This is a genomic window from Qipengyuania vesicularis, assembly GCF_019711415.1.
GTDB lineage: Bacteria > Pseudomonadota > Alphaproteobacteria > Sphingomonadales > Sphingomonadaceae > Qipengyuania > Qipengyuania vesicularis.
The window spans coordinates 97,060-122,155 of record NZ_JAIGNJ010000001.1; the positions used below are offsets into that span (position 1 = coordinate 97,060).

Here is a 25,096-nt window from a genome sequence, read left to right on the forward strand (position 1 = left end):
TCTTTTTGGGGGAGGGAGGGGCGATCCGAAAGGGTCGCCCCTTTTCCTATGCGCGCTCACTTGACGAGGCGAAGGGTGAAAAATCCGTATCGGTATCGAAGATATCTACGCCTTCCGCCTTCTTGAGCTTCCCCACGGCAAGGTAGGTGACTGGGGTCAACAGCGCTTCCCAAGCCGTTTTGATCAGCCATTGCGAGAGGACTACCTGCCACAAGAGTTCGACCGGCCAGCCGGCGAGGCCCCAGAATGCGAGCGGATAGAAGATCAGGCTGTCGAGCCCCTGGCCGACCACTGTCGAGCCAATCGTGCGCATCCACAGGTGCCTGCCCTGCGTCCAGACCTTCATCTTCGCCAAGACAAAGCTGTTGGCGAATTCCCCAGCCCAGAACGCCACCATGGACGCGAGCACGATGCGCCAGCTGTTGCCGAACACGAATTCGTAGGATTCCTGCCCCGGCCAACCCTCCGCAGGGGGCAGCTTCACTACGACCCAAGCCATGAAAGCCATGAACAGCAACGCAGCGAAGCCGGTCCAGATCACGCGCCGCGCACGGGCGTATCCGTAGACCTCTGTAAGTATGTCGCCGATGATGTAGCTTACCGGGAAGAACAGCACGCCCGCTCCGAACGACCATTGGCCCACTACTGGCAACGTCACGTAACTCGGCTTCGAGGCACCGATCAGGTTCGAGAGCAGGAGGATGGTGACGAAGGCCGCCATCACGAGGTCGTAATAGCGGAACCGGGGCTGTTCCTGTGCGCTGGCGCTGTCGGGCTTTTCCATAAGCGGCTGCCTATCGCCGATTGGCGCATTGGCAAAGCCGCGTTATGGCGATCCCGGCGCGCGCCCGTAGCTCATCTGGATAGAGCGCGAGACTTCTAATCTTGAGGCAGCAGGTTCGAGTCCTGCCGGGCGCGCCAGCCCGCCCAAGGCGGGGTGGCGGGCCCTAAAGGATCGTGCCTCGTTCGGAATCGCAGCAGCTTGGCTGCGGAGATGACGGAGCCGCGTAGCGGCGAAGTAGTCCTGCCGGGCGCGCCAGCCCGCCCCCCGCCATTGCTAGCCCCGCATCACGGTATCTAGCGGCTCGCCGGTCACCGGGTATCCGAGGTCCTCGCCAATCTCTAGCCAGGTCTTGCCTTCGCGCTCGCCCATCTGGGGCGAGATCGTGCGTACCGGGATCCGGTCGGCCTGTTCCTTTGCGGCGGCAAAATCGCCGAACAGCGCGAGTCGTTCCAAATTTCGGCGGGTGGGGAAGATCACCTTGATATCGCCCCTGGCTGCAGCGTCGAGCGCGCCCTGGGCCGTTGTCCAGAACAGGTGAGTATTCTCCGAAAGGTCGGCCTCGATCTCGACCGCGCCCGTGCCGAGATCGGCGATGTAGAAGCGCGTGTCGTAGACGCGCGGAATGCGCTCGTTCTTGGGGTACCACCGCGCGAACGGAGTCAGCTGGGCAAGATCCAGTTCCCATCCGAAATGATCGAGCACGCTGGCGAGATCGCCGGTCTCGAGGAGATATCGGCGGGCGGCCCGTGCCTTGTCGGCATCGATATCGCCCAAAAGCCCGATCGCGAGCCCCGTTTCCTCCAGCGTCTCGCGCACCACGGCAATCTGGTGCGCGGCCTCGTCGGGATCGAGCGGGCCGCCGATCATGGCAGCGAGCTCGAAATCGGCCGGATCCACGCGTCCACCGGGGAACACTGCCATTCCGCCGGCGAACACCATCTCGCGCGAACGGATAGTCATCAGGATTTCCGGCGGTTCGCCCTCGTTCCCGTTGCGGAAGATTACCACGGTGGCGGCAGGAATGCCGTCAGGAGCGTCGCCTTGGTTATCGGTCATGGCTCAATGTGTGGCGGTGTTGGAGGCAATTGCCAAGACGCAACGGTTAACGCCCCGCGTCGGAAAATTTTACAAGGGCTGACGATCGCAAATCGGTCTTAACCATCTAGTTGTCGGAAAGTCCTCGACAATTCGAGTTTGGCACGCGCCGTGCATATGAATGGTCGTCCCAAATGGTCTTCGAGAGGCGGACCAACCCCTGGTCTCCCGGTCTGCCTCCCCGACATAAAGAAACCCGCCCGGAAGTCCCACCGGGCGGGTTTTTCTTTGGTTTTGGCTGAAGGGCCTCAGCTCTCGGCTTTCGCCACCTGCTTCTCCTCCAGCAGTTGCTGGAGTTCGCCGGCCTCGTACATCTCCATCATGATGTCGCTGCCGCCGAGGAATTCGCCCTTCACATAAAGCTGCGGGATCGTCGGCCAGTCGGAATAGCTCTTGATGCCCTGACGGATTTCCATGTCCTGCAGCACGTCGACACTGTCATAGGCGACGCCGCAATGATCGAGGATGGCGACAGCACGGCTGGAAAAGCCGCACTGCGGGAAGAGCGGGGTGCCCTTCATGAAGAGGACGACGTCGTTGCTTCCAACGATATCGGAGATGCGCGAATTTACGTCGGACATGAGAGCCCTGCCTTTGAATTGCTGAATCTGGTGCTGCTCAGTTGGGGGCTTGGGTGGTCAGTTGCAAGGCGTGGAGTTCGCCGCCCATGCGCTCACCCAGCGCATCGTAAACCAGCTTGTGCTGGGCCACACGGGTCTTGCCCGCAAATTGCGGAGCAGTGACCTTGGCTGCCCAGTGATCGTTATCGCCCGCAAGATCGCGCATCTCGACGACCGCGCCCGGAAGCGCGGCCTCGATCAGCGCAACGATGTCTTCGGCTGGCATCGGCATGGGATTACTTCTGGTCGCTCATGAACTGGCGGCGTGCCTCGACCGAGCATTCCTCCAGCTTCGCGCGGATGTCTGCTTCGCTGACATCGCACTCGGCAGCGGTGAGGTCACCGAGCAGCTTGCGCACCACGTCTTCGTCGCCGGCTTCCTCGAAATCGGCCTGGACGACGGCCTTCTTGTAGGCGTCGGTCTCTTCCTCGGTCAGGCCCATGAGGCCGGCAGCCCATTCGCCCAGCAGGCGATTGCGGCGTGCCGCGATCTTGAATTCGGTTTCCTGGTCGAATGCGAACTTGGTTTCTTCGCCGCGCTCGCGATCCTTGAAGTCGGTCATGTCCTGTCCCCTTGGGTGGAAGTCTCCCTGTCGAATAGGCATCGCATGGGATAGCGGCAAGGGTGTGGCGCGCGATTAGTCCATGGTGACGACAAGTTTTCCGATCGCACCGCGGTTCTCCAGCTTGGCGATTGCCTCATGGGCGCGTTCGATCGGGTAGGTCTCGCTCACCAGCGGGTTGATCTTGCCAGCCTTCCAGAGATCGAAGAGCTCGGCGATGTTTGCGTTGTTCCTCTCCGGCTCGCGGGCCGTGAAAGCGCCCCAGAACACGCCGCGGATATCGCAGCTCTTTAGCAAAGTGAGGTTGAGCGGCATCTTGGCAATACCGGCAGGGAAGCCGATCACCAGGAACCGGCCTTCCCAGGCGATCGAGCGCAGCGCTGGTTCGGAATAGTCGCCGCCGACGATGTCGTAGACGATGTCCGCGCCATTGGGCCCGACAGCGTCCTTGAATGCCTGAGCCAGTGCCTTGGACTGATCCTTGTCGAACGGCGCGCGAGGGTAGATCACGACCTCGTCCGCGCCAGCTTTCTTCGCGACTTCGCCCTTTTCCTCGGTCGAGACGGCTGCGACCACGCGGCAGCCATAGGCCTTGGCGAGTTCGACTGCCGAGAGGCCAACGCCGCCTGCCGCGCCGAGCACGAGGACGGTTTCGCCTTCCTTGATATCGCCACGATCCTTCAGCCCGTGAATGGTCGTGCCATAGGTCATCAGCAGCGCCGATGCCTGCACGAGGTCGATTTCCTCAGGTACCTTGAACAGGCGCGCGGCAGCCACGGCAACCTTCTCCTGCAGCCCTCCATTGCCAACGCCGCAGATCACGCGGTCGCCGACTGCAAAGCCTTCGACACCTTCGCCGAGAGCCTCGATCGTGCCCGAAATCTCGCCGCCCGGCGCGAAGGGGCGAGGGGGCTTGAACTGGTACATGTCGCGGATGATCAGCGTGTCTGGGAAATTGATCGCGCAGGCCGCGACATCAATCAGCACCTCGCCCTTGCCGGGTGTGGGGACATCGATGTCCTCGACCACGAGGGTTTCGGGACCGCCGGTCTCTTTCGACAGGACTGCTTTCATGCGTGCTCTCTCCGATGCTTTGTCGGCGCGTCGAGCCAGGGAAGGCCGGCCGCGCGCTGCTGTTCATGAGTGTCGATGGCTGCATTGCGCTCCAGCGTCAGGCCGATTTCATCTAGACCATTGAGGAGGCAATGCTTGCGGAAGGGATCGATGTCGAAAGCGAAGCGATCCGGGAATGGTGTGGTGACGACCTGGTTTTCAAGGTCGATGGTGATCGGGTGATCCTTCGCCACGTCGAGCAGCCGGTCGATCTGTTCTTGCGGCAATTCCACGGCGAGTATGCCGTTCTTGAAGGCATTGCCCGAGAAGATGTCCGAGAAGCTCGGCGCGATTACGGCAGTCAGGCCCATGTCGAGCATCGCCCACGCGGCATGCTCGCGGCTCGACCCGCATCCGAAGTTATCGCCCGCGATCAGGATCGGCGCGCCGGCGAAATCCTCGACGTCGAAGGGGTTACCCGGCGCCTGCCGTATCGTTTCGAAGGCGCCCTTGCCGAGGCCTTCGCGGCTGACCGTCTTCAGCCAGTGCGCCGGGATGATGACATCCGTGTCGATATTCTTGAGACCCAGCGGAATCGCGCGCCCGTGGATGGTGGAGACCTTGTCCATTATTTTGCCGATTCCGGAAAGGCGGGCAGGCGATCGATATGGCGCGGGTCGTGCTGGATGATCACCGTCGCGCCGAGGTTCTCGGCCATCTGGTCGAAGCGGTGGAAGCTTGCGAGCGTATCGGCGCGGTTGGTGTTGAACACGGGAATGCCCTTGTTCTCGACCTGCTCTTCGAAGTGATAGAGATCGCCTGTCAGCATGACATCGCCGGTCTCGGGCAGCCTCACCAGAAGGGTTGAGTGCCCCGGCGTGTGTCCGGGCATGCCCTTGATGACCACCGAACCGTCCTGGAAGACATCGTGGTCCATGCCGATGCGGGTCACCTCGCCTTCGGCGCCCTCGGCAAGCCAGGGGGCGAGTTGCGCGCGGGTTTCTTCCATCGCGCCCGAGGCGACCGCCTCCGCATCGCCGCGGCCAATCAGCAGCTTGGCGTGTGCGAATTCCGACGCCTGGCCGATGTGATCATTGTGATAGTGGCTTATGCCGACGAAATCGATGTCCTCAGGGGTCAGGCCAAGATCGGCCAACTGCTCGGTAATGGTCCGTTCGACGCTTAGCGTGAATACCCATTGGGTAGCGCTGGTCCCCTTTAACGCGGAGGGAAGGCCCGTGTCCCACAGCATGTGCTGGTCGCCATGGCGGATCAGGTAGCAGCTGTCTGTCAGCGTGCGCTCATCGCCATCCCATAGGTGGGTGTCTGAAAAAGGTGCCGCATCACTGAGCTGGATGATTCCGCAGTCAAGCCGCCAGAGCTCGATATCGGGCGCGTCCTGCGCCGAGAGGGGCGTCGCGAATACACATGCCGACAATGCGGCCAGGATCAGTTTCTTCGTCATAGTTCCTCTCTCCCTGCTCGCGAACTCGATCAGTCGGTTTCCGGATTTTCTCCGGAGGGAATGGGCCCGGGCTGTTTGGGCTGGTTCTTCTTCTCGCGGCGCTTGTTTGCATAGAGCAGCGCGGCGGCGATGGCGGCGGAGCCGATCGCACCTGCGATGGCGGCCTTTCCTTTGGGGAGCTTTGTCATGCGCCCCTCATGGGATTTGCAGCGACCAAGGGCAAGGGGTCACTCGCCGATCAGCTTACGCACATCGGTGAGCCGCCCGGTCACCGCGGCCGCAGCAGCCATGGCCGGGCTGAGCAGGTGCGTGCGTGATCCCGGTCCCTGCCGGCCTACGAAATTGCGATTGGAGGTGGACGCGCAGCGCTCTCCTGGCGGGACCTTGTCGGGATTCATCGCAAGACAGGCCGAACATCCTGGCTCGCGCCACTCGAATCCGGCCTCGGTGAAAATGCGGTCGAGACCTTCCTCCTCGGCCTGCCGCTTGACCAGACCCGAGCCCGGTACTGCGATCGCCCAGCGCACATTGGCGGCCTTCTTGCGGCCCCTAAGTACTTCTGCAGCAGAACGCAGGTCCTCGATACGGCTGTTGGTGCAGGAGCCGATGAAGATGTTCTCGACCTCGACATCCTCCATCGGCGTGCCCGGTACCAGGCCCATATAGTCCAGGCTCTTGCGTGCAGCGTCCTGTTTGGAGGGGTCTTCAAAGCTATCCGGGGAAGGAACCGTGCCTCCGATCGCCACCACATCTTCCGGGCTGGTGCCCCAGCTGACGGTCGGTTCGACATCGGAAGCATCAATGACCACCGACTTGTCGAACGTCGCGCCGGGATCGGTGGCCAGCGAGCGCCACCAGCAAACGGCCTGATCCCAGGCCTCGTCGGTCGGCGCGTAGGGTCGCCCCTTCAGATAATTGAATACGACATCGTCGGGCGCGATGATGCCAGCACGCGCGCCGCCCTCGATGCTCATGTTGCAGACGGTGAGGCGACCTTCGACACTCATTCGCTCGAAAACTTCGCCGCGATACTCGATCACATGGCCGGTGCCGCCAGCCGTGCCGATCACCCCGATAATGTGGAGGATTAGATCCTTGGGAGTGACGCCCGGGCCAAGTTCACCCTCAACACGGACTTCCATCGTCTTCGATGGTCGCAAGAGGAGGGTTTGGGTGGCCAGCACATGCTCGACCTCGCTGGTGCCGATCCCGAAAGCCAGCGCGCCGATCCCGCCATGCGCAGCGGTATGACTGTCTCCGCACACGATGGTCGAACCGGGGAGCGAAAAGCCTTGCTCCGGTCCGACGACATGCACGATGCCCTGCTCGGCCGCGACCGCGTCGATGTAGTCGATGCCGAACTCGGGCGCATTGCGTTCGAGCGCGGCGAGCTGGGCGGCGCTCTGCTCGTCTTCGATCGGAAGGCGCGATCCGTCGGCGGCAACACGCGCCGTGGTCGGCAAATTGTGATCGGGCACGGCGAGCGTCAGGTCGGGCCTGCGCACCTTGCGACCGGCCAACCGCAATGCATCGAATGCCTGCGGGCTCGTGACTTCATGAACGAGATGCCGATCAATATAGATGAGGCAGGTGCCGTCGCCCTGCCTTTCCACTACGTGGGCGTCCCAGATTTTTTCGTAGAGTGTACGCGGTTTGCTCGCCATGGGCCTCGTCTGGCCCCACATCGGGACAGGGGCAAATAGGCAAATCCAGAGTCTTCCAAAGGTAACCTTTATCTGCTCTATTGACACTTATGTCAGCAAAGCCCTTTTCCTTTCCGATCAAAGTCCTGCCCACGGATATCGATTTCATGGGTCACGTGAACAATGCGCGGTACCTGAACTGGGTTCAGGATACGGTTCTCGCTCACTGGCAAAAGCTGGCACCCTCGGAGGAGGTGGCGAGCAAGGCGTGGGTCGCGCTCAAGCACGAGATTACCTATCTCAAGCCGGCATTCCTCGATGACGATGTCATCGCCACGACCGTGCTCGAAAAGATCAAGGGCGCACGCAGCTTCTACAACACGGTGATTCGCCGCGGAGAAGACGTGCTCGCCGAGGTGAAGAGCATGTGGTGCTGTCTCGACAGTGACACGCACCGCCCTGCGCGCATCAGCCGCGAAGTTGCGGAGCGATACTTCGGCATCAAGCGCTGATCTCAGAGACCAAGAAGGGCAAGGCGCTTTTCACATTCCTTCGGTGCGAGTATCGTGGCCGGATGAATTGTCTAAAATTCAATGCGATTGCCCTGGTTGTCGGACTCTGCGCGGTGACAGCAAATCCTGCGTGGGCACGTGGTGACAACGTTGTAACTGTCGCGGAAGCCCATGCTGAGGAACTGAAGGCTTCCATAGATCGTGGCACAGATATCTACCGCTACGATCAGGCGGCCTGGCACACGACCGACGCATTGCGTGAGGATGTCGCAAATCTCGAAACCAGCGGTATCCGCGGCTGGGTGGTAACCGAAGTCGACGAGGGACTACTGGTTGCGTTCTGGAAGGAAAGCGACGCCGGATACGAAGCAGTCTATTCGGCTATCTATGATGGTCATTCCGTTTCGGCGCGTCGCATTCACCAGGCCTCCGATGCCGCTCTGACCGATTCGCAAGTCCGCCTGATCGAGGCAGGACAAGTGCCGGACCCCCGGAAGCTCAAACGGTGCACGCGCGAACGCTACAACACGGTGATCATGCCTACCGGCAAGCCGGACGGGAGCATCTTCGTATACTTCCTTACGCCTCAGGAAGAGGCTGGCGTCATACCGTTCGGCGGACATTACCGCTTTGAGATCATCGATGAGGACGTTCACGAAATGCGAAGTTTCGCAAAGAGTTGCATCTTGTTGGGCACCCCTTCTGATGACAGCAACAAGGAGCTGACCGCAATGGCGATCACGCACTTACTGGATCCGGTTCCAACCGAGTTGCACGTTTTCGCGATGCTGAGTGCACTCAAGCCGCTGGTTGTGTTCACAACCAGTAACGAACAGACTTGGCAGGTCTACAGGATGGATAGAGAGGTCCGAATAGAGGCTATGGAGCCGTAGTATGGACATCGTCATCCCAATGCTGATCGTGCTCGCGACCGTGCTGGCCATGGAGTGGGTGGCGTGGGCCAGTCACAAATACATCATGCATGGCTTCGGCTGGGGCTGGCACCGCGATCATCACGAGCCGCATGACAATATTCTGGAAAAGAACGATCTCTACGCCATCGTCGGCGCGGCAATGAGCATCTCCATGTTCGCGCTAGGCAGCGAGTGGGTCCTGGGCGCGGACGCATGGTGGCCCGCCACATGGATCGGCCTCGGCATCCTGTTCTACGGGATCATCTACACGCTGGTTCACGATGGCCTTGTCCACCAGCGCTATTTCAAATGGGTGCCCAAGAAGGGCTATGCGAAACGGCTGGTACAGGCACACAAGCTTCATCATGCGACCATCGGCAAGGAGGGCGGGGTGAGCTTCGGCTTCGTCTTCGCGCGCGATCCGGCCAAGCTGAAGGCGGAGCTCAAGCGGCAGCGCGAAGCGGGCGAGGCGGTCGTACGCGAAAGCGCCGGAGCCTGAGGCCCCGGCGCTCCGCTAAGTCATTCTCGCAAGCTTACCTTGCGTAGTTCACATACAGTCCGTGGATCACGCCCGGGATGAAGCCGAGCAGCGTCAGGACAACATTGAGCAGCGTCGTTCCGCTCAGTCCGTGCTTGGCAGCAACGCCGAGCGGGGGAAGGAGAATGGTCGCGATAAGAATGAGAATTGCCATGGAGGGATTCCTTTCGTCTGCCCTCCCGTCGTATGCAGTATCAACGGGTTAGCCCTGCTGGGGTTCCAGCCATTTATACGTTTCCGGCAGAGACCCGCGTGCTCGACACCGCAACTCGGACGAAAAGTGGACATCTGACTGATAAACGGCAAGATGACGCCCGATGGCGGATGTCTTCCTTTCCTACGCGCGGGCAGATCGGGATGCGGCCGAACGGCTGTCTGCGCAGATCGAAGCATCGGGCTATTCGGTTTGGTGGGATCGCCATATCGAGGGCGGGGCCGAGTTCTCCAAGGAGATCGAACGCCAGCTGGATGATGCGCGCGCAGTTGTCGTTATCTGGTCGAAGAGCGGCGTAGAATCGCGCTGGGTTCGCGATGAAGCGGGTATCGGGCTTGAGCAGGGCAAGCTGGTCGCGATTAGCCTCGACGGGACTCAACCTCCGATTGGATTCAAGCAGATCCATGCAATCGACATGACGGATGCAAGCGGACAGGGTGACCTGCTCAGGGCACTTGGTCATCGGCTTGGAGGGCTCGAACCGGTCGAACATTCCGCACCGGCCAAGAGCCGCTGGCACCTGATTGCCATTCCCGCTTTCCTCCTTTTTGCGTTGGCGATTGGTTCTTGGTGGTATTCAGGAAGGCCGGGCGACCTCGCTGTTGCCGTCGAAAAAGAAGATGTGACGGCGGTGGCGGTGCTGCCATTCCGTTCGCTGTCGGGCGACGATAACGACCGCTATTTCGCAGAAGGCGTCTCGCAGGAAATCCTCAATCGGCTGGGTGCGCTGAGCGAGCTGCGAGTGACTGCGCGAACTTCGAGCTTCCAGCTTGCGGCGGACGACCTCCAGCCTAGCGAGATCGGTGAAAAGCTTGGCGTGACCCATCTCGTCGACGGGACGGTCCGGCGTGCTGGCGAAGACTGGCGGGTGACGGCACAGCTCGTCCGAGCGGCGGACGGTAGCCAGCTTTGGAACGATACCTACGACGTTTCAGGTTCGGACATCCTCGCCGTTCAGTCTGAAATCGCCGAACGCGCGGCCGAGGCTTTGGGAGTGCTGCTCGACGAGGAAAAGCGCACTCAAATGGCGGATGCAGGGATAGATAATCCGGAAGCCTATGCCTTGTTCGCCAAGGGCCTCGAGCTGTTTTCGGAAGAGCATAACAAGGGCGCCACGTACGATTCGCTGGAAGAAGCGAATACCTATTTCGATCGTGCTTTCGAGCTCGAACCCCGGTTCTGGAGTGCGCAGATGGCGGCCATTGACCGCTACAGTCACCTGCTCACCGACCACAGCATAGGTTTTCCGGTCGGCGGCCCGGAAGTGGCAGAGGAGGCACGGCAGGAGATCCTGCGCAGGCTGGCCGAGGCGCGCAATCATGCACCACGATCAGCCTATCCGGCCATAGACCAGCAGGCGATGCAATATTCCAACGATTGGACTGGGGCGAGGGCAGTCGTCAGGCGAATGCTCGCCAACCGGGAAAGCTGCAATATCTATTCCAGCTATGATGACTGGCTGGTGATCCGCCTTGGACTTGTCGAAGAGTATCTCGACTATTCGCGCCACAAGCTCGAATGCGATCCGCTGGCCAGTCGCGTCCAGTATGCCTCGATGCTCCTTTATGCAGACCGGACGAATGAAGCGATCGAACTGATCGAGGGATCCGAGGATCGCTCGGAGGCCATGATGCGCATTCATGTCGTCGCGCTGCTAAAGGCGGGGCGCATCGAAGATGCCAAAGATGTCCTGGAGGATATGGATCCCAGTGCTTATTACTATGGGCAGTCACAGACTTGGATTTTTGCAGCGGAAGGCGACCGCCAAGCATTGCAGGGTCAGTACGAGTTTTTCGACAATGCACGCATACCGGATGTAGCAAGAATGCATGTCGCGTCGCTTATGGGAGATACCGATCTCGCCAATAAGTGGGCTTCGCGGATCGATGCGCGGCCCGGTGGGCCGATCTGGTTCGCCAACAGCGGCATCGTGACCTGCCAATGCGGAAACGGATTCGACATCGACGCAACACCTGAGTTCAAGGCGCGACTGATAGAGGCCGATGCTTCACTCCAGCTCAAATCGCCGATCGACTGGCCCTTGCAGAAGTAGCCGCGTGGTATTCCTTGTGGTCAGGATGCGCGCGACGTCCGCCTCGCGTAACCCAACGATGCGAGCGCAACGATGAGGATACCGGCCATCTCCTGGATCGAACCGAGATTGAAAGCCTGATTGCCGCTGACCAGGATAGCATCGACCTGGTGGAATGATGCTGCCCTCACGAGAACGAACATGCCGATGAATATGAATCCGGCAAGCGCGATCTTGACCGATGTTGCCAGCCTGCGGACGAACCACAAAAGCGCCAGCGTGATTACGACACCACCAATGCCGAGCCCAATTATGAAGGCATATTGGACCGGTTTTCGGTTATCGTACCAGCCGGCACTCTGGGCCTGCATCTTCGCCACTATGGTCAGCAGCGTCTGGAAATCGAAGAGCTCGTTGATCCCGAGGAAAACCAGCGCGGCAGCCGATCCGATCCAGAACATGCGTTCGTGGGCGGCGCGTCGGAGATAGGCCGCATTGGCCGCGCGCCAGCTTAGGCCTGCTGCGATCATGTAAGCGCACACGGTAATCCAGTCGGCCATGTCCGCCGAGAATAACCCGCGTTGCAGGAAGTCCATCATTCCGTCCCACATCCGGCGCCCCCTATTCGTTGCGCGTCGCGATCCAGCTTCCTGCGATTACCAGGATTGCGAGCGACAACCAGTACCACGGGTGGCCGAGAGTGAAATAGGTGACGACTGCACCGGTCGCCATGGCGCCGATCGCGATGGTCTTCGAACTGCGGCTGATGGCACGCCGCTCGCGCCAGTCCTTGACCTGCGGGCCCCAATGCGGGTGATCGAGGATTTTCTGCTCGAGCTCGGGGCTGGAGCGGGCAAAGAAATAGACCGCGAGTAGCAGGAAGGGCACGGTCGGCATGATCGGCAGGACCGCGCCGATCGCACCGAGACCGACGGCGATGAAACCAAGAACGCGATAGATCGTGCGCCGCATGTCAGCCGGCGGCAATCCGCGCCGCATGCTCCTTCACGAGCGCAATCATGTTGGGTACGCCCTGTGTACGGTTGCTCGACAACTGGTTCTTCAAATCGAATGGTTCGAGCGCCGCATGGATATCCATCGCCGCGACCTCTTCGGCCGGACGGTCCTGGACGGCGGAGATGACCAGGGCGACAATGCCCTTGGTAATCGCGGCATTGCTGTCCGCGAGGAAATGGAGCTTCCCGGCGTCGCCAGTCGGATAGACCCACACGCTGGCAGAGCAGCCACGTACCAGCGTGGCCTCGGTCTTAAGCGCATCGGGCATCACATCCAGCTCGCGGCCAAGCTCGATCAGCAGGCGATAGCGTTCATCGCCCTCGAGGAATTCATATTCTTCTTGGATGTCTACAAGTGATCGCATGGGCGCGCGCTCTAGCGGTGCGCGGGCGGCGCGTCCATCGGGCTTAGCCTGCCAGACCGCCCGGGCGGGTGAACGCGTAGTAGATGACATAGAGCCAGCTGATGAACCCGTGGAAGATCGCCCAGAGGATCGACTGGTTCTGCGTCCAGGAAATCGCAATCGCCAGCGCACTGCCTAGCCCGATTCCGACCTTGGCGGCCTCTCCGCCCCGCTCGATCACAGATCCACTCCGCTGGCGATGGCTTCGAGCTTCTTGATCCGCTCCTTCAGATCGGCGAGCTCGATCCGGGCGGCGCCCATCGACGAGCCTTCTTCCTGACGCGGTCCGGAGTGCTCCTCCAGCTCGCATCGCTTGAGCTCCAGCCAGCCCTGCCAGCCTCGCAGCATGGCCGCGGCCACGATGACCAGCCCGGTCAGGCTTGCCGCTGCAACAATCAGTGTCGGTTCGAACATTTCCCCATGTCCTCCTTGAACCAGTGCCTATCCTATTCGCCTCGACCGGGCTGCTTCTCTCGCAGCGCTTCGATCTCGGCGGAAATCCTCTTGGTTTCCTGCGCGTCGAGCGAATTGCCGTCTGTGGCGATCCTCTCGAGCACCTTTATTCGTTCGCGCAGGTCTTCGATCTCACGATCGGTTTCCGGGTCGCGGACCTCGCCAGCATCTTCGTTGCCAGAGCTCCGGGAGGTCGGCCCATGGCGAGCCTTGCTCATCTGGACGAGGCCCCAGACCACGATCGCAACGATAACTACGATGGCCCAACCACTCACGATGCGGCCTCCGTACGGTCCTCTATCGCGTCGAGTGCGCGCAGTTCGTCGATCTGCGCGGCAAGGGCGTGATTGCCGTCGGTCGCGATGCGTTCCAGCACCTGCACACGCTCGCTGAGCTTGCGATAGTCGGTATCGGCGTTCTGTGCCTTGGCGGCTTCAGCCTCTGCCGTGCGCGCCTTCATCTCGAGCTTGCGTTCGACATGGTGATGATGCTGGCGATTGAAGAGGTAGCCGCTGGTCAGGCCGATCACGATAATCGTGAGGACGAAACCAAAGATCATCGGCAGTTCGGGATCTACCATCAGTTCGCCTCCTTCTGGTCACGCAGACGATCGATCTCGCTGGTGAGGTGATAGCCGCTGTCGGTCACGATGCGCTCGACATTGCCGAGGCGATCCTTGAGCGAACCGAGCTCGGCGCGCAGTTCGGCGTTCTCCTGGGTGAGCAGCTTGACCCGCTCTACCGCCTGGTCATTCTTGGGATAGACCGCCTTGCCCCAGCTGTTTTCCAGCGGGTAGCCGTTCTTCATCTTCATCCAGTTCGACACCAGATACCCCGCGGTGACGATCAGGACGGACACGATGACCGTGGTTTCGGAAATCGGGAAATCCATCACGCCTTCTCCGCAGTCTTGATGTCGAGCGGGACACCGCTGCCGACTTCCTCGACACGGCGTTCATCGCGCAGGGCCTCGATCTGGGTGGCGACATCATAGCCCTTGTCGGTGACGATCCGTTCGAGCACGCGAACGCGATCTTCGAGCTGCTGGACGCGGCTGGAATATTGTGCGGCCTTTTCTGCTGTCGCTGCAGCCGTGGTGCTAACCTGCATCTCGGCGATCTTCTGCTTGTGCTTCGCCCAGATGGCGACCATCGGGATCAAACATCCCATTACGATCGCAATGACGGGGATCATTTCTCCTGGCATTTCGATCTCCTCCGAATTTGTTTCGAACCCGTTCGCGTGCTTAGCGCAGGCGTTCGATTTCGGCGTTCAAGCGCGGGTTGCTGCTGACATAGAAGGTTTCGACTTCTGCCAGGCGGCGATCGACATCCTTCATCTTGGCGCGGATCTCGCGGGCGGTACGCTTCGGGTTCTGGCGAACACGCTGCCAATAGCGCTGCTCCTCGGGTTCGGAGTAGAGATGCGCCGGCTTCTTGTTCAGCAGGAGACCTGCGACGAAGTAGGCGATGATCGGCCAGCCCATTGAGATGGCGAGGATCAGGAAGCCCAGGCGGACCCACAGGGCGTTGACGCCGGTGTAGTCCGCGATGCCTGAAAGGACACCCATGAACTTGGCATTCTGCTTGTCGCGGTAGAGCGTGGTACGGGGGCTGTTCACTGGGCTGCTCCTTTCTTCTCGGCGATCAGCTGCTCGAGTTCACGCAGCTGCTGGTTGTCTTCCTCGCTGTCATGCACGAGGCGGGCGGGGCGGAAGTCCGGATTGTCCGAAGCGACCAGGCGTTCGACCGTATCCATCCGGTCATCGAGGCGCTTGGCGAGGTTGTAGAGCTCTTCGAGCAGCGCTTCGTCATCGGTGGTGATGGTCGCGCTCGTCTTCCACTTGGTGATATAGTGGAGGATGATCCACGGCAGGGCGATGAAGATCGCCACGATTGCAAAAATCTCGTCCACGGATCAGTCCTCCTTCTTGGCGCTGTCCTTGCCGAGCGCCTTTTTCATTTCTGCTAGTTCATCGTCGATCGCGTCGGCGCCTTCGAGCGCGGCGATCTCGTCAGCGAGGCTAGGCGAACCCTTGTCCTCGATGGCGAGCGCATCGGCGCGACCTTCGGCGTAGTCGACGCGGCGTTCGAGCTGGTCGAAGCGGCTGAGCGCATCGTCGACGCGATCCTCGGTCATCAGGCTGCGCAGCTTGACGCGGTTTTCCGCGCTCTCGAGACGCGCCGCGATGGCGGTCTGGCGGCTGCGGGCTTCGCGCAGGCGGTTCTGAAGCTTGTGAATGTCCTGCTCGTAGGCGCGCAGCGCATCGTCGAGCACGGCGATTTCCTGCTTGAGCTGATCGGCCATGTCGGCGGCCTTCTTCTTCTCGACGAGGGCTGCACGGGCAAGATCCTCGCGATCCTTGCTAAGCGCCAGCTGGGCCTTCTCGCCCCAATCGGCCTGTAGTTTGTCCAGCTTGACCGTATGGCGGTGCATCTCCTTCTGGTCGGCGATGGTGCGGGCGGCACTGGCGCGGACCTCGACGAGGGTTTCCTCCATCTCGAGGATGATCATGCGGATCATCTTCTGCGGGTCGTCCGCCTTGTCGAGCATGTCGTTGAAGTTGGCCGCGATGATATCGCGAGTACGGCTGAAGATTCCCATCAAAGGTGCTCCACTGGAGAAAAAGTCGGAAACCGGGTCACTGTTCTTGCCCTTGCTCTGTGTCGGAGTGGGCGAGCGGCGGAGCCGTTCTACCTCACTGTCGAGCCGCGACAAGGTGACGCGGTTGGGGCGGGCCGGAGCGTCCGATGCGCGGCTTGCGCGCGGGGGACTTTCGGGAACGAGACGCTCCGGCCCAAGGGGGTTCTTGTGCTTGCTCACGCGATCTCAACATGCTGGATCGATGCCATCATGGGCATCGGCGTGGTGACCGTGATCTGCGAGCTCAGCGCCACGAAAGTCACCATCATCGCGATGCTGGCGATAGCGGCCTTCCCGAGAGTGGTGCTGAAGAACTGGCGGTTGTACATTGTGTCCTCCCTGGACGTGAAATGCTGTTGTCCCATGTTCAGCAAAGGCCGTGCCAAACTCGGCAAACCGCGGAATTCCTTGCAAATTCACGTCATCGCCGAAGAACCTTATGGGAGGGATTGCCAACCCTTGGTGAAAATTCCTATATGTTGGTCATGGAGCGGGAAAATCAGTTTATCGGCCAGTCCGGTGCTTTCCTCGACGCGGTCGAGCGAACCAGTCGCGCGGCCCCGATGCGACGCCCTGTGCTGGTCATTGGCGAACGCGGGACCGGCAAGGAATTGATTGCCGAACGCCTTCACCGCCTTTCGACCCGCTGGGACGAACCGCTCGTCACCATGAACTGCGCCGCGCTGCCCGAGACGTTGATCGAGGCGGAGCTTTTCGGCCACGAGGCGGGGGCCTTCACCGGTGCTACCAAACAGCGCGCCGGAAGGTTCGAGGAAGCCGACAAGGGCACTCTATTTCTCGACGAACTGGGAACTCTGTCGATGGGCGCACAAGAGCGCCTGCTGCGTGCCGTCGAATATGGCGAGGTCACGCGCATCGGCTCATCGCGCCCGATCCGCGTCGATGTGCGCATCGTCGCCGCAACCAACGAGGACCTGCCCGCCAAGGCCGAGCGCGGGGAGTTCCGCGCCGACCTGCTCGACCGACTGAGCTTCGAGGTCATCACCTTGCCGCCCTTGCGCGTGCGGGAAGGCGACATCGGCGTGCTGGCGGACTATTTCGGGCGCCGGATGGGAGCAGAGCTGGGCTGGGAAGCCTGGCCCGGTTTTGCGGAGCATGTTGCCGAGGAGCTGGAGAACCACCAGTGGCCGGGCAATGTCCGCGAGCTCCGAAACGTCGTGGAGCGCGCTGTGTATCGATGGGACGATTGGGGTAACCCGATCGGCCACGTCCAGTTCGATCCGTTCGAAAGCCCCTGGAAACCTGTGTCGCTTGCTGCTCCGAAGCAGAATACGGAAGCCGGTGTGCTGACAGCCGCGAGTCCTCAAGCGCCAGCAGCCGATATTGACGCGGTCGATGACTTGCGCAGTGCCGTCGATGCGCATGAGCGCACAATCCTCGAACACGCATTGGGCAAGCACCGCTGGAACCAGCGACAGACCGCCAAGGCGCTCGGGCTCAGCTACGACCAGCTACGCCACGCCATCAAAAAGCATGGCCTGATGGAAGAGAGCGACTAGCTTTCGTCTTCCTCGGTACGACACGTCAGTTCGTCCGCGCCTATATAGAGCACCACATTCTCGCCTACCGGTTCGATCCAGAGATCGTCCATGCCGTCGCGCACGGCAACCACGGGGCGCGAGCGCATGAAGGCTGACTGGATGAAGCCCTCGCCGCGCCGATGCTCCAGCGTGTCGCGCGGAGTATAGAGGTCGAGATTGCCGCTCCAGGCCGTCAGCACATATTCGTTAGGCCTGTCGCTCGGGGGCTTGGCGGTGAAGGTGCAGGCATCGCTGGCCTGCGGTTCGAGCGTGTTGATCCAGCTTCCTACGCCGGGATTGGGATCCTGGCGATCGGCGAAATCCGGCAGGCCTTCAGGCGGAGTCCAGACCGTATCGCGATCGCGTGGCTCTTCGCTCTCTGTCTCTTCGGGTGCCTGGGAACATGCACCGACAGCGAGTGCGGCCAGTATGACAAGGTTGGCTATTTTCATCTCGCATTCCCTTCCTTGAAGGGCTCTCCCGGTCGTTACGACGACGGGAACACCGGGGGAGCACGAACGCGGCTTCGCATGGCCGCAGGGACCCTATACCATAAGAAGTGCGGTAATAGCCAAATCGCGGTTGCAATCTTCGGGACTCCCTACTATCTGCGCACCAATCCCGACATTGTCGCGACACTGAAGGGGCTGGCGCCGCAAGGGGCCGGCCACAAAGGCTTACGAGCAACGCCAGTGTCGCAAACCATGTCTAGACCGGAGTATGAATGGCTGATCTTGCACGCTTGACCGAAGTGATCGAACCCGAAGCAAATGCGCTGGGTTTCGAGCTCGTGCGCGTGAAGATGGTGCCTTCCGAAGCCGGTGACGGGGGCGAAGCGCTCCAGATCATGGCCGAAGACCCGGCGACCGGGCAGCTGATCATCGACCAGTGCGCCGCCCTTTCGCGCCGTGTGTCCGACAGGATCGACGAGCTTGAAGAGCAGGGTGAGGTGCTGATCGAGGGTGCCTACCAACTCGAAGTCAGCTCACCCGGTATCGACCGCCCGCTTACCCGCGCCAAGGATTTTGCCAACTGGGCCGGCCACGAAGCGAAGGTTTCCATGGCCAAGGGCTTTGACGGTCAGCGCAACTACAAGGGCGAATTGAAGGGCCTCGACGGTGGCACGGTTGTCATCGAAGATGCCAAGGCGGGCGAAGTAAAGCTCCCCCGCGAACAGATCCATTCGGCAAAGCTCGTCTTGACCGACGCGCTCATTGCCGCCACCCAGCCGCTCGATACGAGCGGTGCCGACGACATCGAAGAAGAAAAGGCAGACGACTGATGGCCAGCGCCATTTCCGCCAACAAGGCTGAACTCCTCGCGATTGCAAACGCCGTCGCATCGGAAAAGATGATCGACAAGTCCATCGTGATCGAAGCGATGGAAGAGGCGATCCAGAAGTCCGCCCGCAACCGCTACGGCGCGGAGAACGACATCCGTGCAAAGCTCGACCCGCAGACCGGCGACCTTCGCCTGTGGCGCGTCGTCGAGGTTGTCGAAGAGGTCGAAGACTATTTCAAGCAGGTCGATCTCAAGCAGGCTCAGAAGCTGCAGGACGATGCCAAGGTCGGCGATTTCATCGTCGATCCGCTGCCCCCTGTCGACCTGGGTCGTATCGACGCGCAGTCGGCCAAGCAGGTCATCTTCCAGAAGGTCCGCGACGCCGAGCGTGAGCGTCAGTTCGAGGAATTCAAGGACCGCGCCGGCGAAGTCATCACCGGCGTGATCAAGTCGGTCGAATTCGGCCATGTGATCGTCAACCTCGGCCGCGCCGAAGGTGTTATCCGCCGCGACCAGCAGATCCCGCGTGAAGCCGCCCGTGTCGGCGAGCGTGTCCGCGCGCTCATCACCAAGGTCGAGCGCAACAACCGCGGCCCGCAGATCTTCCTCAGCCGCGCGCATCCCGATTTCATGCGCAAACTGTTCGCGCAGGAAGTGCCCGAAATCTACGACGGCATCATCGAAATCAAGGCTGCCGCCCGTGATCCGGGCAGCCGCGCCAAGATCGGCGTCATCAGCCACGACAGCAGCATCGACCCCGTCGGCGCCTGCGTCGGCATGAAGGGTAGCCGCGTCCAGGCCGTCGTGCAGGAACTGCAGGGCGAGAAGATCGACATCATCCCCTGGTCGGAAGATGGCGCGACCTTCATCGTGAACGCGCTCCAGCCCGCGACCGTCAGCCGCGTGGTCCTCGACGAAGAAGATGGCCGCATCGAAGTCGTCGTCCCCGACGACCAGTTGTCGCTTGCCATCGGGCGCCGCGGCCAGAACGTGCGTCTCGCCAGCCAGCTGACCGGCAACCAGATCGACATCATGACCGAGGAAGAAGCCTCGGAGAAGCGCCAGAAGGAATTCGCCGAGCGCTCGAAGATGTTCGAAGAGGAACTGGACGTCGACGAGACGCTTTCGCAGCTGCTTGTCGCCGAAGGCTTCGCCGAGCTCGAAGAAGTCGCTTACGTCGAGCTGGAAGAGCTCGCCAGCATCGAAGGCTTCGACGAGGAACTGGCCGAAGAACTCCAGAACCGTGCCAAGGAAGCGCTCGACCGCCAGGAAGCTGCGCACCGCGAGGCGCGCCGCGAACTCGGTGTCGAGGACGATCTGGCCGAACTGCCGCATATGACCGAAGCGATGCTCGTCACGCTCGGCAAGGCAGGGCTCAAGACGCTCGACGACGTGGCCGATCTCGCGACCGACGAACTCATCGCCAAGAAGCGCGAAGCACCGCGCCGCCGCAACAATGCGGACGGCCCGCCGATGCGCCGCGATCGTCCCATGCGCGAGCAGGACAAGGGCGGCGTGCTCGGCGAGTACGGCCTGACCGAAGAGCAGGGCAACGAGATCATCATGGCTGCCCGCGCGCACTGGTTCGAAGACGAAGAACCGGCAACTCAGGAGGCCGCCGATGCGGACTCCACCCAATGAGCGCCTGACGTCCGACATCGCTGAAGCGCCCAAGGCACGGAAAGCTTCCGAGCCCGAAAGGCGCTGCATCCTTTCGGGGGAGACGGACACGCGCGACGCGCTGGTTCGTCTCGCGGTCTCGCCGTCCGGCCTGGTCCTGCCCGATGCGCAGGAAAAGGCCCCGGGGCGCGGTGCGTGGGTCTGCTCCTCGCGCACGGCCGTCGAAGAGGCGATCGGCAATGGCAAGCTCAGGGCTGGCCTGTCCCGCGCCTTCAAGACTGGCGATCTAGAACTTCCCGGTGAGCTGCCGCAAAAGATCGAAGATGCGCTCAAGCGCGTCTTTCTCGACCGCCTGGGTCTCGAAATGCGCGTCGGAGGCCTTATCTTGGGCACGCAGCGCATTGCCGAGACCGCGCGTGCGGGCGGAGTGGCGTTGCTGCTCCACGCCCGCGACGCGAGCGAGGACGGGCGCAAGAAGCTCGACCAGGCCTGGCGCGTCGGGCGCGATGCGGAAGGATCAGGTGAGAGGGGGCTGACGCTACCACTGGACCGCGACGCTTTGTCTGTGGCATTGGGCCGCGACAATGTCGTCCATCTCGGTCTGACACATGATGCTTCTGCCGCTCGGGTGCGCAAGCCCTTGATGCGGCTCATGCATTACATGGGGCTAGACATCCCTGCCGAATTTGAGCGTGCGACCTCGCGCGCCGATGACGATACGAACGATTGAACGAAGAGAAACGAGCTAGAATGAGCGACGACGACAAGAAACCTGCCCGCAAACCGCTGACCCTCAAGGGTGCGCAGTCGGGCGAGGTCAAGCAGACCTTCAGCCACGGCCGGACCAACAAGGTCGAGGTCGAGGTGAAGCGCCGCCGTAAGCTCCTGAAGCCCGGCGAGACCCCGCCTCCTCCTCCGCCACCTGCTCCGGAGCCCACTCCGGAGCCCGCGCCTGCGCCTGCGGCGAAAAAGGCTGCGCCCAAGAAGGCTGCTCCGCCTGCGGAAACGCCGCAGGAACGTGTCGCCCGCCTGCAGCGCGAGGCCGAGGAAGAGCGCCTGAAACTCGCCGAAGAAGCGCGCAAGCGTGACGAGCAGAACGCCAAGAAGGCCGCTGAGGACGAGAAGAAGCGCGCCGAGGAAAACAAGAAGGCCGAAGCCGAAGCCGCCAAACAGGCCAAGGAAGACGCCAAGAAGGCAGCCGAAGCTCCGGCAGAAGAAGAGGCGCCTGCCGAAGATGGCACGCCGACTCCGGCTGCGCGCAAGTTCACGCCGGTCAAGCGTCCGGAAATCAAGAAGCCGGAACGCAAGAAGAAGGACGACAAGCCCGAACGCGGTGCTGAGAAGCCTGACAAGCGCCGCTCCGGAAAGCTCAGCGTCAAGAAGGCTCTCAACGAGGACGAGGGCCGCCGTGCGCGCAGCCTCGCCGCCCTCAAGCGTGCGCGCGAGAAGGAACGTCGCCTGCAGGGTGGCGGCTCCAGCAAGCCGCGCGAGAAGCAGATCCGCGATGTCGTGGTGCCCGAAGCGATCACCGTCGGCGAACTGGCCAAGCGCATGGGCGAGAAGGGTGCCGACCTCGTGAAGGAGCTCTTCAACCTCGACATGATGGTCACCGTCAACCAGACGATCGACCAGGATACGGCAGAGCTGCTCGTCGAACAGTTCGGTCACAATATCCAGAAGGTGTCGGAAGCCGACGTCGACATCGCAGTCGAAGAAGATGTCGATCCGGAAGAGACGCTGAAGCCGCGTCCGCCGGTCGTCACCATCATGGGCCATGTCGACCATGGCAAGACCAGCCTGCTCGACGCGCTTCGCGGCGCGAACGTGACCAAGGGTGAAGCCGGCGGCATCACGCAGCATATCGGCAGCTACCAGGTGAAGACGAAGAGTGGCGATACGATCACCTTCCTCGACACGCCGGGCCACGCCGCCTTTACGCAGATGCGCCAGCGCGGTGCCAACGTCACCGATATCGTGGTGCTGGTAGTCGCTGCCGATGATGGCATCATGCCGCAGACCATCGAGGCCATCAATCACACCAAGGCCGCGGGCGTTCCGATGATCGTTGCGATCAACAAGATGGACAAGCCCGAAGCCGATCCGAACAACGTGCGCAGCCGCCTGCTCGAACACGAAGTCATCGTGGAAGCGATGTCGGGTGATGTGCAGGACGTGGAAATTTCGGCCAAGGCCAAGACCGGTCTCGACGAGCTGCTCGAGAAGATCGCGCTTCAGGCCGAACTGCTCGAACTCAAGGCGAACCCCGACCGCATGGCCGAAGCAACCGTCATCGAGGCACAGCTCGACAAGGGCCGCGGCCCCGTCGCCACGGTGCTCGTCACGCGCGGCACGCTGGAGCGTGGCAACACCTTCGTCGTCGGTACCGAGAGCGGCCGTGTCCGTGCGATCGTCGACGACCAGGGCAAGCAGATCAAGAAGGCCGGTCCTTCGATGCCGGTCGAAGTCCTCGGCCTCGGCGGTGTGCCGAGCGCAGGCGACGTGCTCACCGTGGTCGAGAACGAGCAGCGCGCCCGTGAAGTCGCGGCCTATCGCCAGGAAAAGGCGACCGAAAAGCGTACCGCGCTCGCCCCGACCAGCTTCGATACGATGTTCAACAACCTCGCATCGAATGTGATCGAATTCCCTGTCTTGGTGAAAGCCGATGTCCAGGGTTCAGTCGAGGCGATCACCACCGCGTTGCACAACCTTTCGAACGACGAGATCAAGGTCCGCGTGCTGCATGCAGGCGTGGGCGCGATCACGGAAAGCGACGTGACGCTGGCTTCGGCCTCGAACGCGCCGATCATCGGCTTCAACGTTCGTCCGAACGCCAAGGCTCGTGAGCTGGTGAAGCGCGACGGCGTGGAAATGAAGTATTACGACGTCATCTACCACCTGACCGAGGAAATCGCGAAGGAGATGGCAGGCGAGCTGGGTCCAGAGCGGATCGAACATGTTGTCGGCCGTGCCGCGGTCAAGGAAGTGTTCCGTTCGGGCAAGAAGGACAAGGCCGCCGGCCTGCTGGTCGAGGAAGGCGTCATCCGCAAGGGGCTGCATGCACGCCTCACGCGCGAAGACGTCATAGTCTCGGCCACGACTATCGCCTCGCTGCGCCGCTTCAAGGACGATGTGGACGAAGTCCGCGCGGGTCTCGAATGCGGTGTGGTCCTTGCCGATACCAACGACATCCAGCCGGGCGACCAGCTAGAGGTGTTCGAGGTCGAGGAGCGTGAACGCACGCTGTGAACGAGGCCTCTAAAGCCAGACCGCATAATGAAGGCGCCGCCCATGCAGATTTGATGGGCGTCGTCTTCGACAGCTTCGATGCCGAGCGCGAGGAGATTACCTTGCGTTTCACCGCGCCCGACAGCTTCATCACGCCGCGCGGGACGGTCCAGGGCGGGCTTGTCGCAGGTTTCCTGGATGAAGTCATGGGCTGGGCGCATGTCTGGGCGACCGATCACGCAGAGGCACCACTCAATCTCGACATCACCATGACACTGATCCGTCCGGTGATGGCAGGGCCCCTTGTCGGCAAGGGGCGTGTCATCAAGCGTGGTCGCCGCGTGATCTATCTGGAGGGGGAGTTGTTCGACGATGCGGGCAATCTGCTCGCGCGCTCGACCAGTACGGCCATTCCGACACCGCGTCCGGGCAGCGAAAAATGACCATACGGCTCGCCCTGCTGGGCAGCATCAATATTGGCGGCAATCGGATCAAGATGGCTGATCTGCGCAAGCAGATGGCAGCACGCGGCTTCGGCGCGGTCGAGACCGTAGCGGCGAGCGGAAATGTAATCCTTTCGAGCGAGGAAAGTGAAACGGCGCTTTCTGAACGCCTCTCAGCGATGATCGAAGAAGAACTCGGTTTCGTTGGCTTTGTTGTCGTCCGCACGATTGACGAGGTGCGTTCGGCAATCGAGGATAACCCCTTCCACGGCGATGGCTCGGACAAGATGGTGCACACGATCTTCCTCCCGCATGCGCCTGTCGAGGGTGGTTTCGAAGCTCTGCTCGAAGCACATCGCGATCGAGGGGCCGAGAAACTCGCGCTGGGTGACCGCGTGCTCTATCTCGACTATGTGCATGGAGTTGGCATATCGGACCTGACTGGGCGCTTCATTGAAAAACGCCTTGGTTGCCGGGGCACGGCTCGCAACATGACCTCGCTCAAGCGCATTCTTGCAAAGATGGAAAACTACGCCTGATGGCCAAACACCAGCATTCCACACCCGAGCAACAATCGGTCCGCGTCCTCAAGGTGGGAGAGCGCGTTCGGCACATCCTGTCAGAACTGCTCGCGCGCGGCGAGGCGCATGACGACGTTCTGCGCGCACACCATATTGCGGTCACCGAAGTGCGCATGACGCCCGACCTCAGGAATGCGAAGGCCTATGTGAAGCCCCTGCTCGGCAAGGACGAGGGCGAGGTACTGAAGGCGCTGCGGACCAATACTGCTTTCTTCCAGAAGGAAGTGGCGCAGAGGCTGGGTCTGAAATTCGCGCCAAAACTGTCTTTCCAACCTGACGAAAGCTTCGACGAGGCAGACCGCATCGAACGATTGCTCTCGGATCCCAAGGTCGCACGCGATCTCGACGAGGAGTGATCGGCTTTCATCTGCGCAGGCCGTGGTAAGAAAAGTCACACCGCTTGCCCGACGATCACAGTCGTTCATGGATTGCTTCGAGACGCGATAGTCCATCCGAT

Annotated in this window: 37 protein-coding genes and 1 tRNA gene; 13 read left to right on the top strand and 25 right to left on the bottom strand. The window is 61.4% G+C overall.

The features are described from left to right. Nucleotides 1–46: 46 nt before the first annotated feature. The gene (locus K3146_RS00410; protein WP_221544249.1) at nt 47–784 is read right to left on the bottom strand and encodes a queuosine precursor transporter; all 738 of its coding nucleotides are present in this window, start codon (nt 782–784) and stop codon (nt 47–49) included. A gap of 60 nt (nt 785–844) precedes the next feature. On the opposite strand from K3146_RS00410, the gene K3146_RS00415 reads away from it, so the two are divergent. After that, nucleotides 845–921, top strand: a tRNA-Arg gene (locus tag K3146_RS00415). Between the two features lie 136 nt (nt 922–1,057). Here the strand turns inward: K3146_RS00415 and K3146_RS00420 are convergent. From K3146_RS00420 to leuC, 9 genes are all read right to left on the bottom strand, one after another. Further along, on the bottom strand, nt 1,058–1,840 hold the full coding sequence (locus K3146_RS00420) for an NUDIX hydrolase (protein WP_221544250.1): 783 nt from the start codon (nt 1,838–1,840) through the stop codon (nt 1,058–1,060). A gap of 287 nt (nt 1,841–2,127) precedes the next feature. Then, the gene (grxD, locus tag K3146_RS00425; protein WP_221544251.1) at nt 2,128–2,460 is read right to left on the bottom strand and encodes a Grx4 family monothiol glutaredoxin; all 333 of its coding nucleotides are present in this window, start codon (nt 2,458–2,460) and stop codon (nt 2,128–2,130) included. Nucleotides 2,461–2,497: 37 nt separating this feature from the next. Beyond that, the gene (locus K3146_RS00430) at nt 2,498–2,731 is read right to left on the bottom strand and encodes a BolA/IbaG family iron-sulfur metabolism protein (RefSeq protein ID WP_221431830.1); all 234 of its coding nucleotides are present in this window, start codon (nt 2,729–2,731) and stop codon (nt 2,498–2,500) included. Nucleotides 2,732–2,735: 4 nt separating this feature from the next. Continuing rightward, nucleotides 2,736–3,062, bottom strand: a complete 327-nt coding sequence (locus K3146_RS00435; RefSeq protein WP_221544252.1) for a DUF1476 domain-containing protein — start codon at nt 3,060–3,062, stop codon at nt 2,736–2,738. Nucleotides 3,063–3,137: 75 nt separating this feature from the next. Then, nucleotides 3,138–4,136 (bottom strand): NADPH:quinone oxidoreductase family protein, encoded by a 999-nt coding sequence (locus tag K3146_RS00440; protein WP_221544253.1) that lies wholly within the window; start codon nt 4,134–4,136, stop codon nt 3,138–3,140. Continuing rightward, a complete protein-coding gene (leuD, locus tag K3146_RS00445) occupies nt 4,133–4,744 on the bottom strand; it encodes a 3-isopropylmalate dehydratase small subunit (protein WP_221544254.1) in 612 nt (203 codons plus the stop codon). The genes K3146_RS00440 and leuD overlap by 4 nt, the downstream gene beginning before the upstream one ends. Next, on the bottom strand, nt 4,744–5,580 hold the full coding sequence (locus K3146_RS00450; RefSeq protein WP_221544255.1) for an N-acyl homoserine lactonase family protein: 837 nt from the start codon (nt 5,578–5,580) through the stop codon (nt 4,744–4,746). Before K3146_RS00450 ends, leuD begins: the two co-directional genes overlap by 1 nt. 29 nt (nt 5,581–5,609) lie before the next feature. Then, complete coding sequence (locus K3146_RS00455) at nt 5,610–5,768, bottom strand: isopropylmalate isomerase (protein WP_221544256.1); 159 nt, start codon at nt 5,766–5,768, stop codon at nt 5,610–5,612. A 39-nt stretch (nt 5,769–5,807) separates the two neighbouring features. Further along, nucleotides 5,808–7,244 carry a 3-isopropylmalate dehydratase large subunit gene (gene leuC / locus K3146_RS00460; RefSeq protein ID WP_221544257.1) on the bottom strand — a complete coding sequence of 479 codons (1,437 nt, stop codon included), beginning with the start codon at nt 7,242–7,244 and terminating at the stop codon, nt 5,808–5,810. An 89-nt stretch (nt 7,245–7,333) separates the two neighbouring features. Between leuC and K3146_RS00465 the strand changes: the two genes are divergently transcribed. The 3 genes from K3146_RS00465 (at nt 7,334) to K3146_RS00475 (ending at nt 9,148) form a co-directional block, all read left to right on the top strand. Further along, nucleotides 7,334–7,735, top strand: a complete 402-nt coding sequence (locus K3146_RS00465; RefSeq protein ID WP_221544258.1) for an acyl-CoA thioesterase — start codon at nt 7,334–7,336, stop codon at nt 7,733–7,735. A 113-nt stretch (nt 7,736–7,848) separates the two neighbouring features. After that, nucleotides 7,849–8,628, top strand: coding sequence for a hypothetical protein (locus K3146_RS00470; protein ID WP_221544259.1), 780 nt, complete (start codon nt 7,849–7,851; stop codon nt 8,626–8,628). Nucleotide 8,629: 1 nt separating this feature from the next. Further along, nucleotides 8,630–9,148 carry a sterol desaturase family protein gene (locus K3146_RS00475; protein ID WP_221544260.1) on the top strand — a complete coding sequence of 173 codons (519 nt, stop codon included), beginning with the start codon at nt 8,630–8,632 and terminating at the stop codon, nt 9,146–9,148. Between the two features lie 34 nt (nt 9,149–9,182). Here K3146_RS00475 and K3146_RS00480 read toward each other — a convergent pair whose 3' ends face one another. Continuing rightward, nucleotides 9,183–9,341 carry a YqaE/Pmp3 family membrane protein gene (locus tag K3146_RS00480; protein ID WP_221544261.1) on the bottom strand — a complete coding sequence of 53 codons (159 nt, stop codon included), beginning with the start codon at nt 9,339–9,341 and terminating at the stop codon, nt 9,183–9,185. 163 nt (nt 9,342–9,504) lie between these two features. On the opposite strand from K3146_RS00480, the gene K3146_RS00485 reads away from it, so the two are divergent. Beyond that, nucleotides 9,505–11,454 carry a TIR domain-containing protein gene (locus K3146_RS00485; protein ID WP_221544262.1) on the top strand — a complete coding sequence of 650 codons (1,950 nt, stop codon included), beginning with the start codon at nt 9,505–9,507 and terminating at the stop codon, nt 11,452–11,454. A 20-nt stretch (nt 11,455–11,474) separates the two neighbouring features. Here the strand turns inward: K3146_RS00485 and K3146_RS00490 are convergent, their stop codons facing one another. From K3146_RS00490 to K3146_RS00550, 13 genes are all read right to left on the bottom strand, one after another. Beyond that, nucleotides 11,475–12,044, bottom strand: a complete 570-nt coding sequence (locus tag K3146_RS00490; RefSeq protein ID WP_221544263.1) for a hypothetical protein — start codon at nt 12,042–12,044, stop codon at nt 11,475–11,477. 10 nt (nt 12,045–12,054) lie between these two features. Then, nucleotides 12,055–12,405 carry a YbaN family protein gene (locus K3146_RS00495; RefSeq protein WP_221544264.1) on the bottom strand — a complete coding sequence of 117 codons (351 nt, stop codon included), beginning with the start codon at nt 12,403–12,405 and terminating at the stop codon, nt 12,055–12,057. A gap of 1 nt (nt 12,406) precedes the next feature. Continuing rightward, the gene (locus K3146_RS00500) at nt 12,407–12,814 is read right to left on the bottom strand and encodes a SufE family protein (RefSeq protein WP_221544265.1); all 408 of its coding nucleotides are present in this window, start codon (nt 12,812–12,814) and stop codon (nt 12,407–12,409) included. Between the two features lie 43 nt (nt 12,815–12,857). After that, a complete protein-coding gene (locus K3146_RS00505) occupies nt 12,858–13,034 on the bottom strand; it encodes a hypothetical protein (RefSeq protein WP_221545240.1) in 177 nt (58 codons plus the stop codon). After that, nucleotides 13,031–13,267: a hypothetical protein gene (locus K3146_RS00510; protein ID WP_221544266.1), complete on the bottom strand. Its 237-nt coding sequence runs from the start codon at nt 13,265–13,267 to the stop codon at nt 13,031–13,033. The genes K3146_RS00505 and K3146_RS00510 overlap by 4 nt, the downstream gene beginning before the upstream one ends. A gap of 32 nt (nt 13,268–13,299) precedes the next feature. Next, a complete protein-coding gene (locus K3146_RS00515; protein WP_221544267.1) occupies nt 13,300–13,581 on the bottom strand; it encodes a hypothetical protein in 282 nt (93 codons plus the stop codon). Then, nucleotides 13,578–13,886 carry a hypothetical protein gene (locus tag K3146_RS00520; protein ID WP_221544268.1) on the bottom strand — a complete coding sequence of 103 codons (309 nt, stop codon included), beginning with the start codon at nt 13,884–13,886 and terminating at the stop codon, nt 13,578–13,580. Before K3146_RS00520 ends, K3146_RS00515 begins: the two co-directional genes overlap by 4 nt. Then, on the bottom strand, nt 13,886–14,197 hold the full coding sequence (locus K3146_RS00525) for a hypothetical protein (RefSeq protein WP_221544269.1): 312 nt from the start codon (nt 14,195–14,197) through the stop codon (nt 13,886–13,888). The genes K3146_RS00520 and K3146_RS00525 overlap by 1 nt, the downstream gene beginning before the upstream one ends. Then, nucleotides 14,197–14,511 (bottom strand): hypothetical protein, encoded by a 315-nt coding sequence (locus K3146_RS00530; protein ID WP_247710970.1) that lies wholly within the window; start codon nt 14,509–14,511, stop codon nt 14,197–14,199. The genes K3146_RS00525 and K3146_RS00530 overlap by 1 nt, the downstream gene beginning before the upstream one ends. A gap of 40 nt (nt 14,512–14,551) precedes the next feature. After that, on the bottom strand, nt 14,552–14,926 hold the full coding sequence (pspC, locus tag K3146_RS00535) for an envelope stress response membrane protein PspC (protein ID WP_221544270.1): 375 nt from the start codon (nt 14,924–14,926) through the stop codon (nt 14,552–14,554). Then, the gene (gene pspB / locus K3146_RS00540; protein ID WP_221544271.1) at nt 14,923–15,219 is read right to left on the bottom strand and encodes an envelope stress response membrane protein PspB; all 297 of its coding nucleotides are present in this window, start codon (nt 15,217–15,219) and stop codon (nt 14,923–14,925) included. Before pspB ends, pspC begins: the two co-directional genes overlap by 4 nt. 3 nt (nt 15,220–15,222) lie before the next feature. Next, on the bottom strand, nt 15,223–16,023 hold the full coding sequence (pspA, locus tag K3146_RS00545) for a phage shock protein PspA (protein WP_221545173.1): 801 nt from the start codon (nt 16,021–16,023) through the stop codon (nt 15,223–15,225). Between the two features lie 101 nt (nt 16,024–16,124). After that, complete coding sequence (locus K3146_RS00550; protein ID WP_221544272.1) at nt 16,125–16,277, bottom strand: hypothetical protein; 153 nt, start codon at nt 16,275–16,277, stop codon at nt 16,125–16,127. 156 nt (nt 16,278–16,433) lie between these two features. Here K3146_RS00550 and pspF point away from each other — a divergent pair, with 156 nt between their 5' ends. Then, nucleotides 16,434–17,468 carry a phage shock protein operon transcriptional activator gene (pspF, locus tag K3146_RS00555; RefSeq protein WP_221544273.1) on the top strand — a complete coding sequence of 345 codons (1,035 nt, stop codon included), beginning with the start codon at nt 16,434–16,436 and terminating at the stop codon, nt 17,466–17,468. Here pspF and K3146_RS00560 read toward each other — a convergent pair. Further along, nucleotides 17,465–17,941: a hypothetical protein gene (locus tag K3146_RS00560; RefSeq protein WP_221544274.1), complete on the bottom strand. Its 477-nt coding sequence runs from the start codon at nt 17,939–17,941 to the stop codon at nt 17,465–17,467. The genes pspF and K3146_RS00560 overlap by 4 nt on opposite strands. Before the next feature lie 272 nt (nt 17,942–18,213). Between K3146_RS00560 and rimP the strand changes: the two genes are divergently transcribed. Genes rimP through rbfA form a run of 7 tightly spaced genes read left to right on the top strand, consistent with a single transcriptional unit; the run spans nt 18,214 to nt 24,995 of the window. Further along, nucleotides 18,214–18,771 carry a ribosome maturation protein RimP gene (rimP, locus tag K3146_RS00565; RefSeq protein WP_221544275.1) on the top strand — a complete coding sequence of 186 codons (558 nt, stop codon included), beginning with the start codon at nt 18,214–18,216 and terminating at the stop codon, nt 18,769–18,771. Next, nucleotides 18,771–20,411 (top strand): transcription termination factor NusA, encoded by a 1,641-nt coding sequence (gene nusA, locus K3146_RS00570; protein ID WP_221544276.1) that lies wholly within the window; start codon nt 18,771–18,773, stop codon nt 20,409–20,411. Before rimP ends, nusA begins: the two co-directional genes overlap by 1 nt. Beyond that, nucleotides 20,392–21,120: a DUF448 domain-containing protein gene (locus tag K3146_RS00575; protein WP_221544277.1), complete on the top strand. Its 729-nt coding sequence runs from the start codon at nt 20,392–20,394 to the stop codon at nt 21,118–21,120. The genes nusA and K3146_RS00575 overlap by 20 nt, the downstream gene beginning before the upstream one ends. A gap of 20 nt (nt 21,121–21,140) precedes the next feature. Beyond that, entirely contained in the window at nt 21,141–23,636 is a 2,496-nt protein-coding gene (gene infB / locus K3146_RS00580) for a translation initiation factor IF-2 (protein ID WP_221544278.1), read from the top strand. After that, nucleotides 23,633–24,058, top strand: a complete 426-nt coding sequence (locus tag K3146_RS00585; RefSeq protein ID WP_345723430.1) for a PaaI family thioesterase — start codon at nt 23,633–23,635, stop codon at nt 24,056–24,058. Before infB ends, K3146_RS00585 begins: the two co-directional genes overlap by 4 nt. Continuing rightward, entirely contained in the window at nt 24,055–24,597 is a 543-nt protein-coding gene (locus tag K3146_RS00590; RefSeq protein ID WP_221544279.1) for a DUF1697 domain-containing protein, read from the top strand. Before K3146_RS00585 ends, K3146_RS00590 begins: the two co-directional genes overlap by 4 nt. Further along, nucleotides 24,597–24,995, top strand: a complete 399-nt coding sequence (gene rbfA / locus K3146_RS00595) for a 30S ribosome-binding factor RbfA (RefSeq protein WP_221544280.1) — start codon at nt 24,597–24,599, stop codon at nt 24,993–24,995. Before K3146_RS00590 ends, rbfA begins: the two co-directional genes overlap by 1 nt. The last annotated feature ends 101 nt before the right edge of the window (nt 24,996–25,096 follow it).

What these genes read in the sequence shown, in the direction of transcription:
- K3146_RS00410 (WP_221544249.1), bottom strand. Translation starts at nt 784, where the DNA reads ATGGAAAAGCCCGACAGCGCCAGCGCACAGGAACAGCCCCGGTTCCGC.
- K3146_RS00420 (WP_221544250.1), bottom strand. Translation starts at nt 1,840, where the DNA reads ATGACCGATAACCAAGGCGACGCTCCTGACGGCATTCCTGCCGCCACC.
- grxD (WP_221544251.1), bottom strand. Translation starts at nt 2,460, where the DNA reads ATGTCCGACGTAAATTCGCGCATCTCCGATATCGTTGGAAGCAACGAC.
- K3146_RS00430 (WP_221431830.1), bottom strand. Translation starts at nt 2,731, where the DNA reads ATGCCGATGCCAGCCGAAGACATCGTTGCGCTGATCGAGGCCGCGCTT.
- K3146_RS00435 (WP_221544252.1), bottom strand. Translation starts at nt 3,062, where the DNA reads ATGACCGACTTCAAGGATCGCGAGCGCGGCGAAGAAACCAAGTTCGCA.
- K3146_RS00440 (WP_221544253.1), bottom strand. Translation starts at nt 4,136, where the DNA reads ATGAAAGCAGTCCTGTCGAAAGAGACCGGCGGTCCCGAAACCCTCGTG.
- leuD (WP_221544254.1), bottom strand. Translation starts at nt 4,744, where the DNA reads ATGGACAAGGTCTCCACCATCCACGGGCGCGCGATTCCGCTGGGTCTC.
- K3146_RS00450 (WP_221544255.1), bottom strand. Translation starts at nt 5,580, where the DNA reads ATGACGAAGAAACTGATCCTGGCCGCATTGTCGGCATGTGTATTCGCG.
- K3146_RS00455 (WP_221544256.1), bottom strand. Translation starts at nt 5,768, where the DNA reads ATGACAAAGCTCCCCAAAGGAAAGGCCGCCATCGCAGGTGCGATCGGC.
- leuC (WP_221544257.1), bottom strand. Translation starts at nt 7,244, where the DNA reads ATGGCGAGCAAACCGCGTACACTCTACGAAAAAATCTGGGACGCCCAC.
- K3146_RS00465 (WP_221544258.1), top strand. Translation starts at nt 7,334, where the DNA reads ATGTCAGCAAAGCCCTTTTCCTTTCCGATCAAAGTCCTGCCCACGGAT.
- K3146_RS00475 (WP_221544260.1), top strand. Translation starts at nt 8,630, where the DNA reads ATGGACATCGTCATCCCAATGCTGATCGTGCTCGCGACCGTGCTGGCC.
- K3146_RS00480 (WP_221544261.1), bottom strand. Translation starts at nt 9,341, where the DNA reads ATGGCAATTCTCATTCTTATCGCGACCATTCTCCTTCCCCCGCTCGGC.
- K3146_RS00485 (WP_221544262.1), top strand. Translation starts at nt 9,505, where the DNA reads ATGGCGGATGTCTTCCTTTCCTACGCGCGGGCAGATCGGGATGCGGCC.
- K3146_RS00490 (WP_221544263.1), bottom strand. Translation starts at nt 12,044, where the DNA reads ATGTGGGACGGAATGATGGACTTCCTGCAACGCGGGTTATTCTCGGCG.
- K3146_RS00495 (WP_221544264.1), bottom strand. Translation starts at nt 12,405, where the DNA reads ATGCGGCGCACGATCTATCGCGTTCTTGGTTTCATCGCCGTCGGTCTC.
- K3146_RS00500 (WP_221544265.1), bottom strand. Translation starts at nt 12,814, where the DNA reads ATGCGATCACTTGTAGACATCCAAGAAGAATATGAATTCCTCGAGGGC.
- K3146_RS00510 (WP_221544266.1), bottom strand. Translation starts at nt 13,267, where the DNA reads ATGTTCGAACCGACACTGATTGTTGCAGCGGCAAGCCTGACCGGGCTG.
- K3146_RS00520 (WP_221544268.1), bottom strand. Translation starts at nt 13,886, where the DNA reads ATGGTAGATCCCGAACTGCCGATGATCTTTGGTTTCGTCCTCACGATT.
- K3146_RS00525 (WP_221544269.1), bottom strand. Translation starts at nt 14,197, where the DNA reads ATGGATTTCCCGATTTCCGAAACCACGGTCATCGTGTCCGTCCTGATC.
- K3146_RS00530 (WP_247710970.1), bottom strand. Translation starts at nt 14,511, where the DNA reads ATGCCAGGAGAAATGATCCCCGTCATTGCGATCGTAATGGGATGTTTG.
- K3146_RS00550 (WP_221544272.1), bottom strand. Translation starts at nt 16,277, where the DNA reads ATGTACAACCGCCAGTTCTTCAGCACCACTCTCGGGAAGGCCGCTATC.
- pspF (WP_221544273.1), top strand. Translation starts at nt 16,434, where the DNA reads ATGGAGCGGGAAAATCAGTTTATCGGCCAGTCCGGTGCTTTCCTCGAC.
- K3146_RS00560 (WP_221544274.1), bottom strand. Translation starts at nt 17,941, where the DNA reads ATGAAAATAGCCAACCTTGTCATACTGGCCGCACTCGCTGTCGGTGCA.
- rimP (WP_221544275.1), top strand. Translation starts at nt 18,214, where the DNA reads ATGGCTGATCTTGCACGCTTGACCGAAGTGATCGAACCCGAAGCAAAT.
- nusA (WP_221544276.1), top strand. Translation starts at nt 18,771, where the DNA reads ATGGCCAGCGCCATTTCCGCCAACAAGGCTGAACTCCTCGCGATTGCA.
- K3146_RS00575 (WP_221544277.1), top strand. Translation starts at nt 20,392, where the DNA reads ATGCGGACTCCACCCAATGAGCGCCTGACGTCCGACATCGCTGAAGCG.
- infB (WP_221544278.1), top strand. Translation starts at nt 21,141, where the DNA reads ATGAGCGACGACGACAAGAAACCTGCCCGCAAACCGCTGACCCTCAAG.
- K3146_RS00590 (WP_221544279.1), top strand. Translation starts at nt 24,055, where the DNA reads ATGACCATACGGCTCGCCCTGCTGGGCAGCATCAATATTGGCGGCAAT.
- rbfA (WP_221544280.1), top strand. Translation starts at nt 24,597, where the DNA reads ATGGCCAAACACCAGCATTCCACACCCGAGCAACAATCGGTCCGCGTC.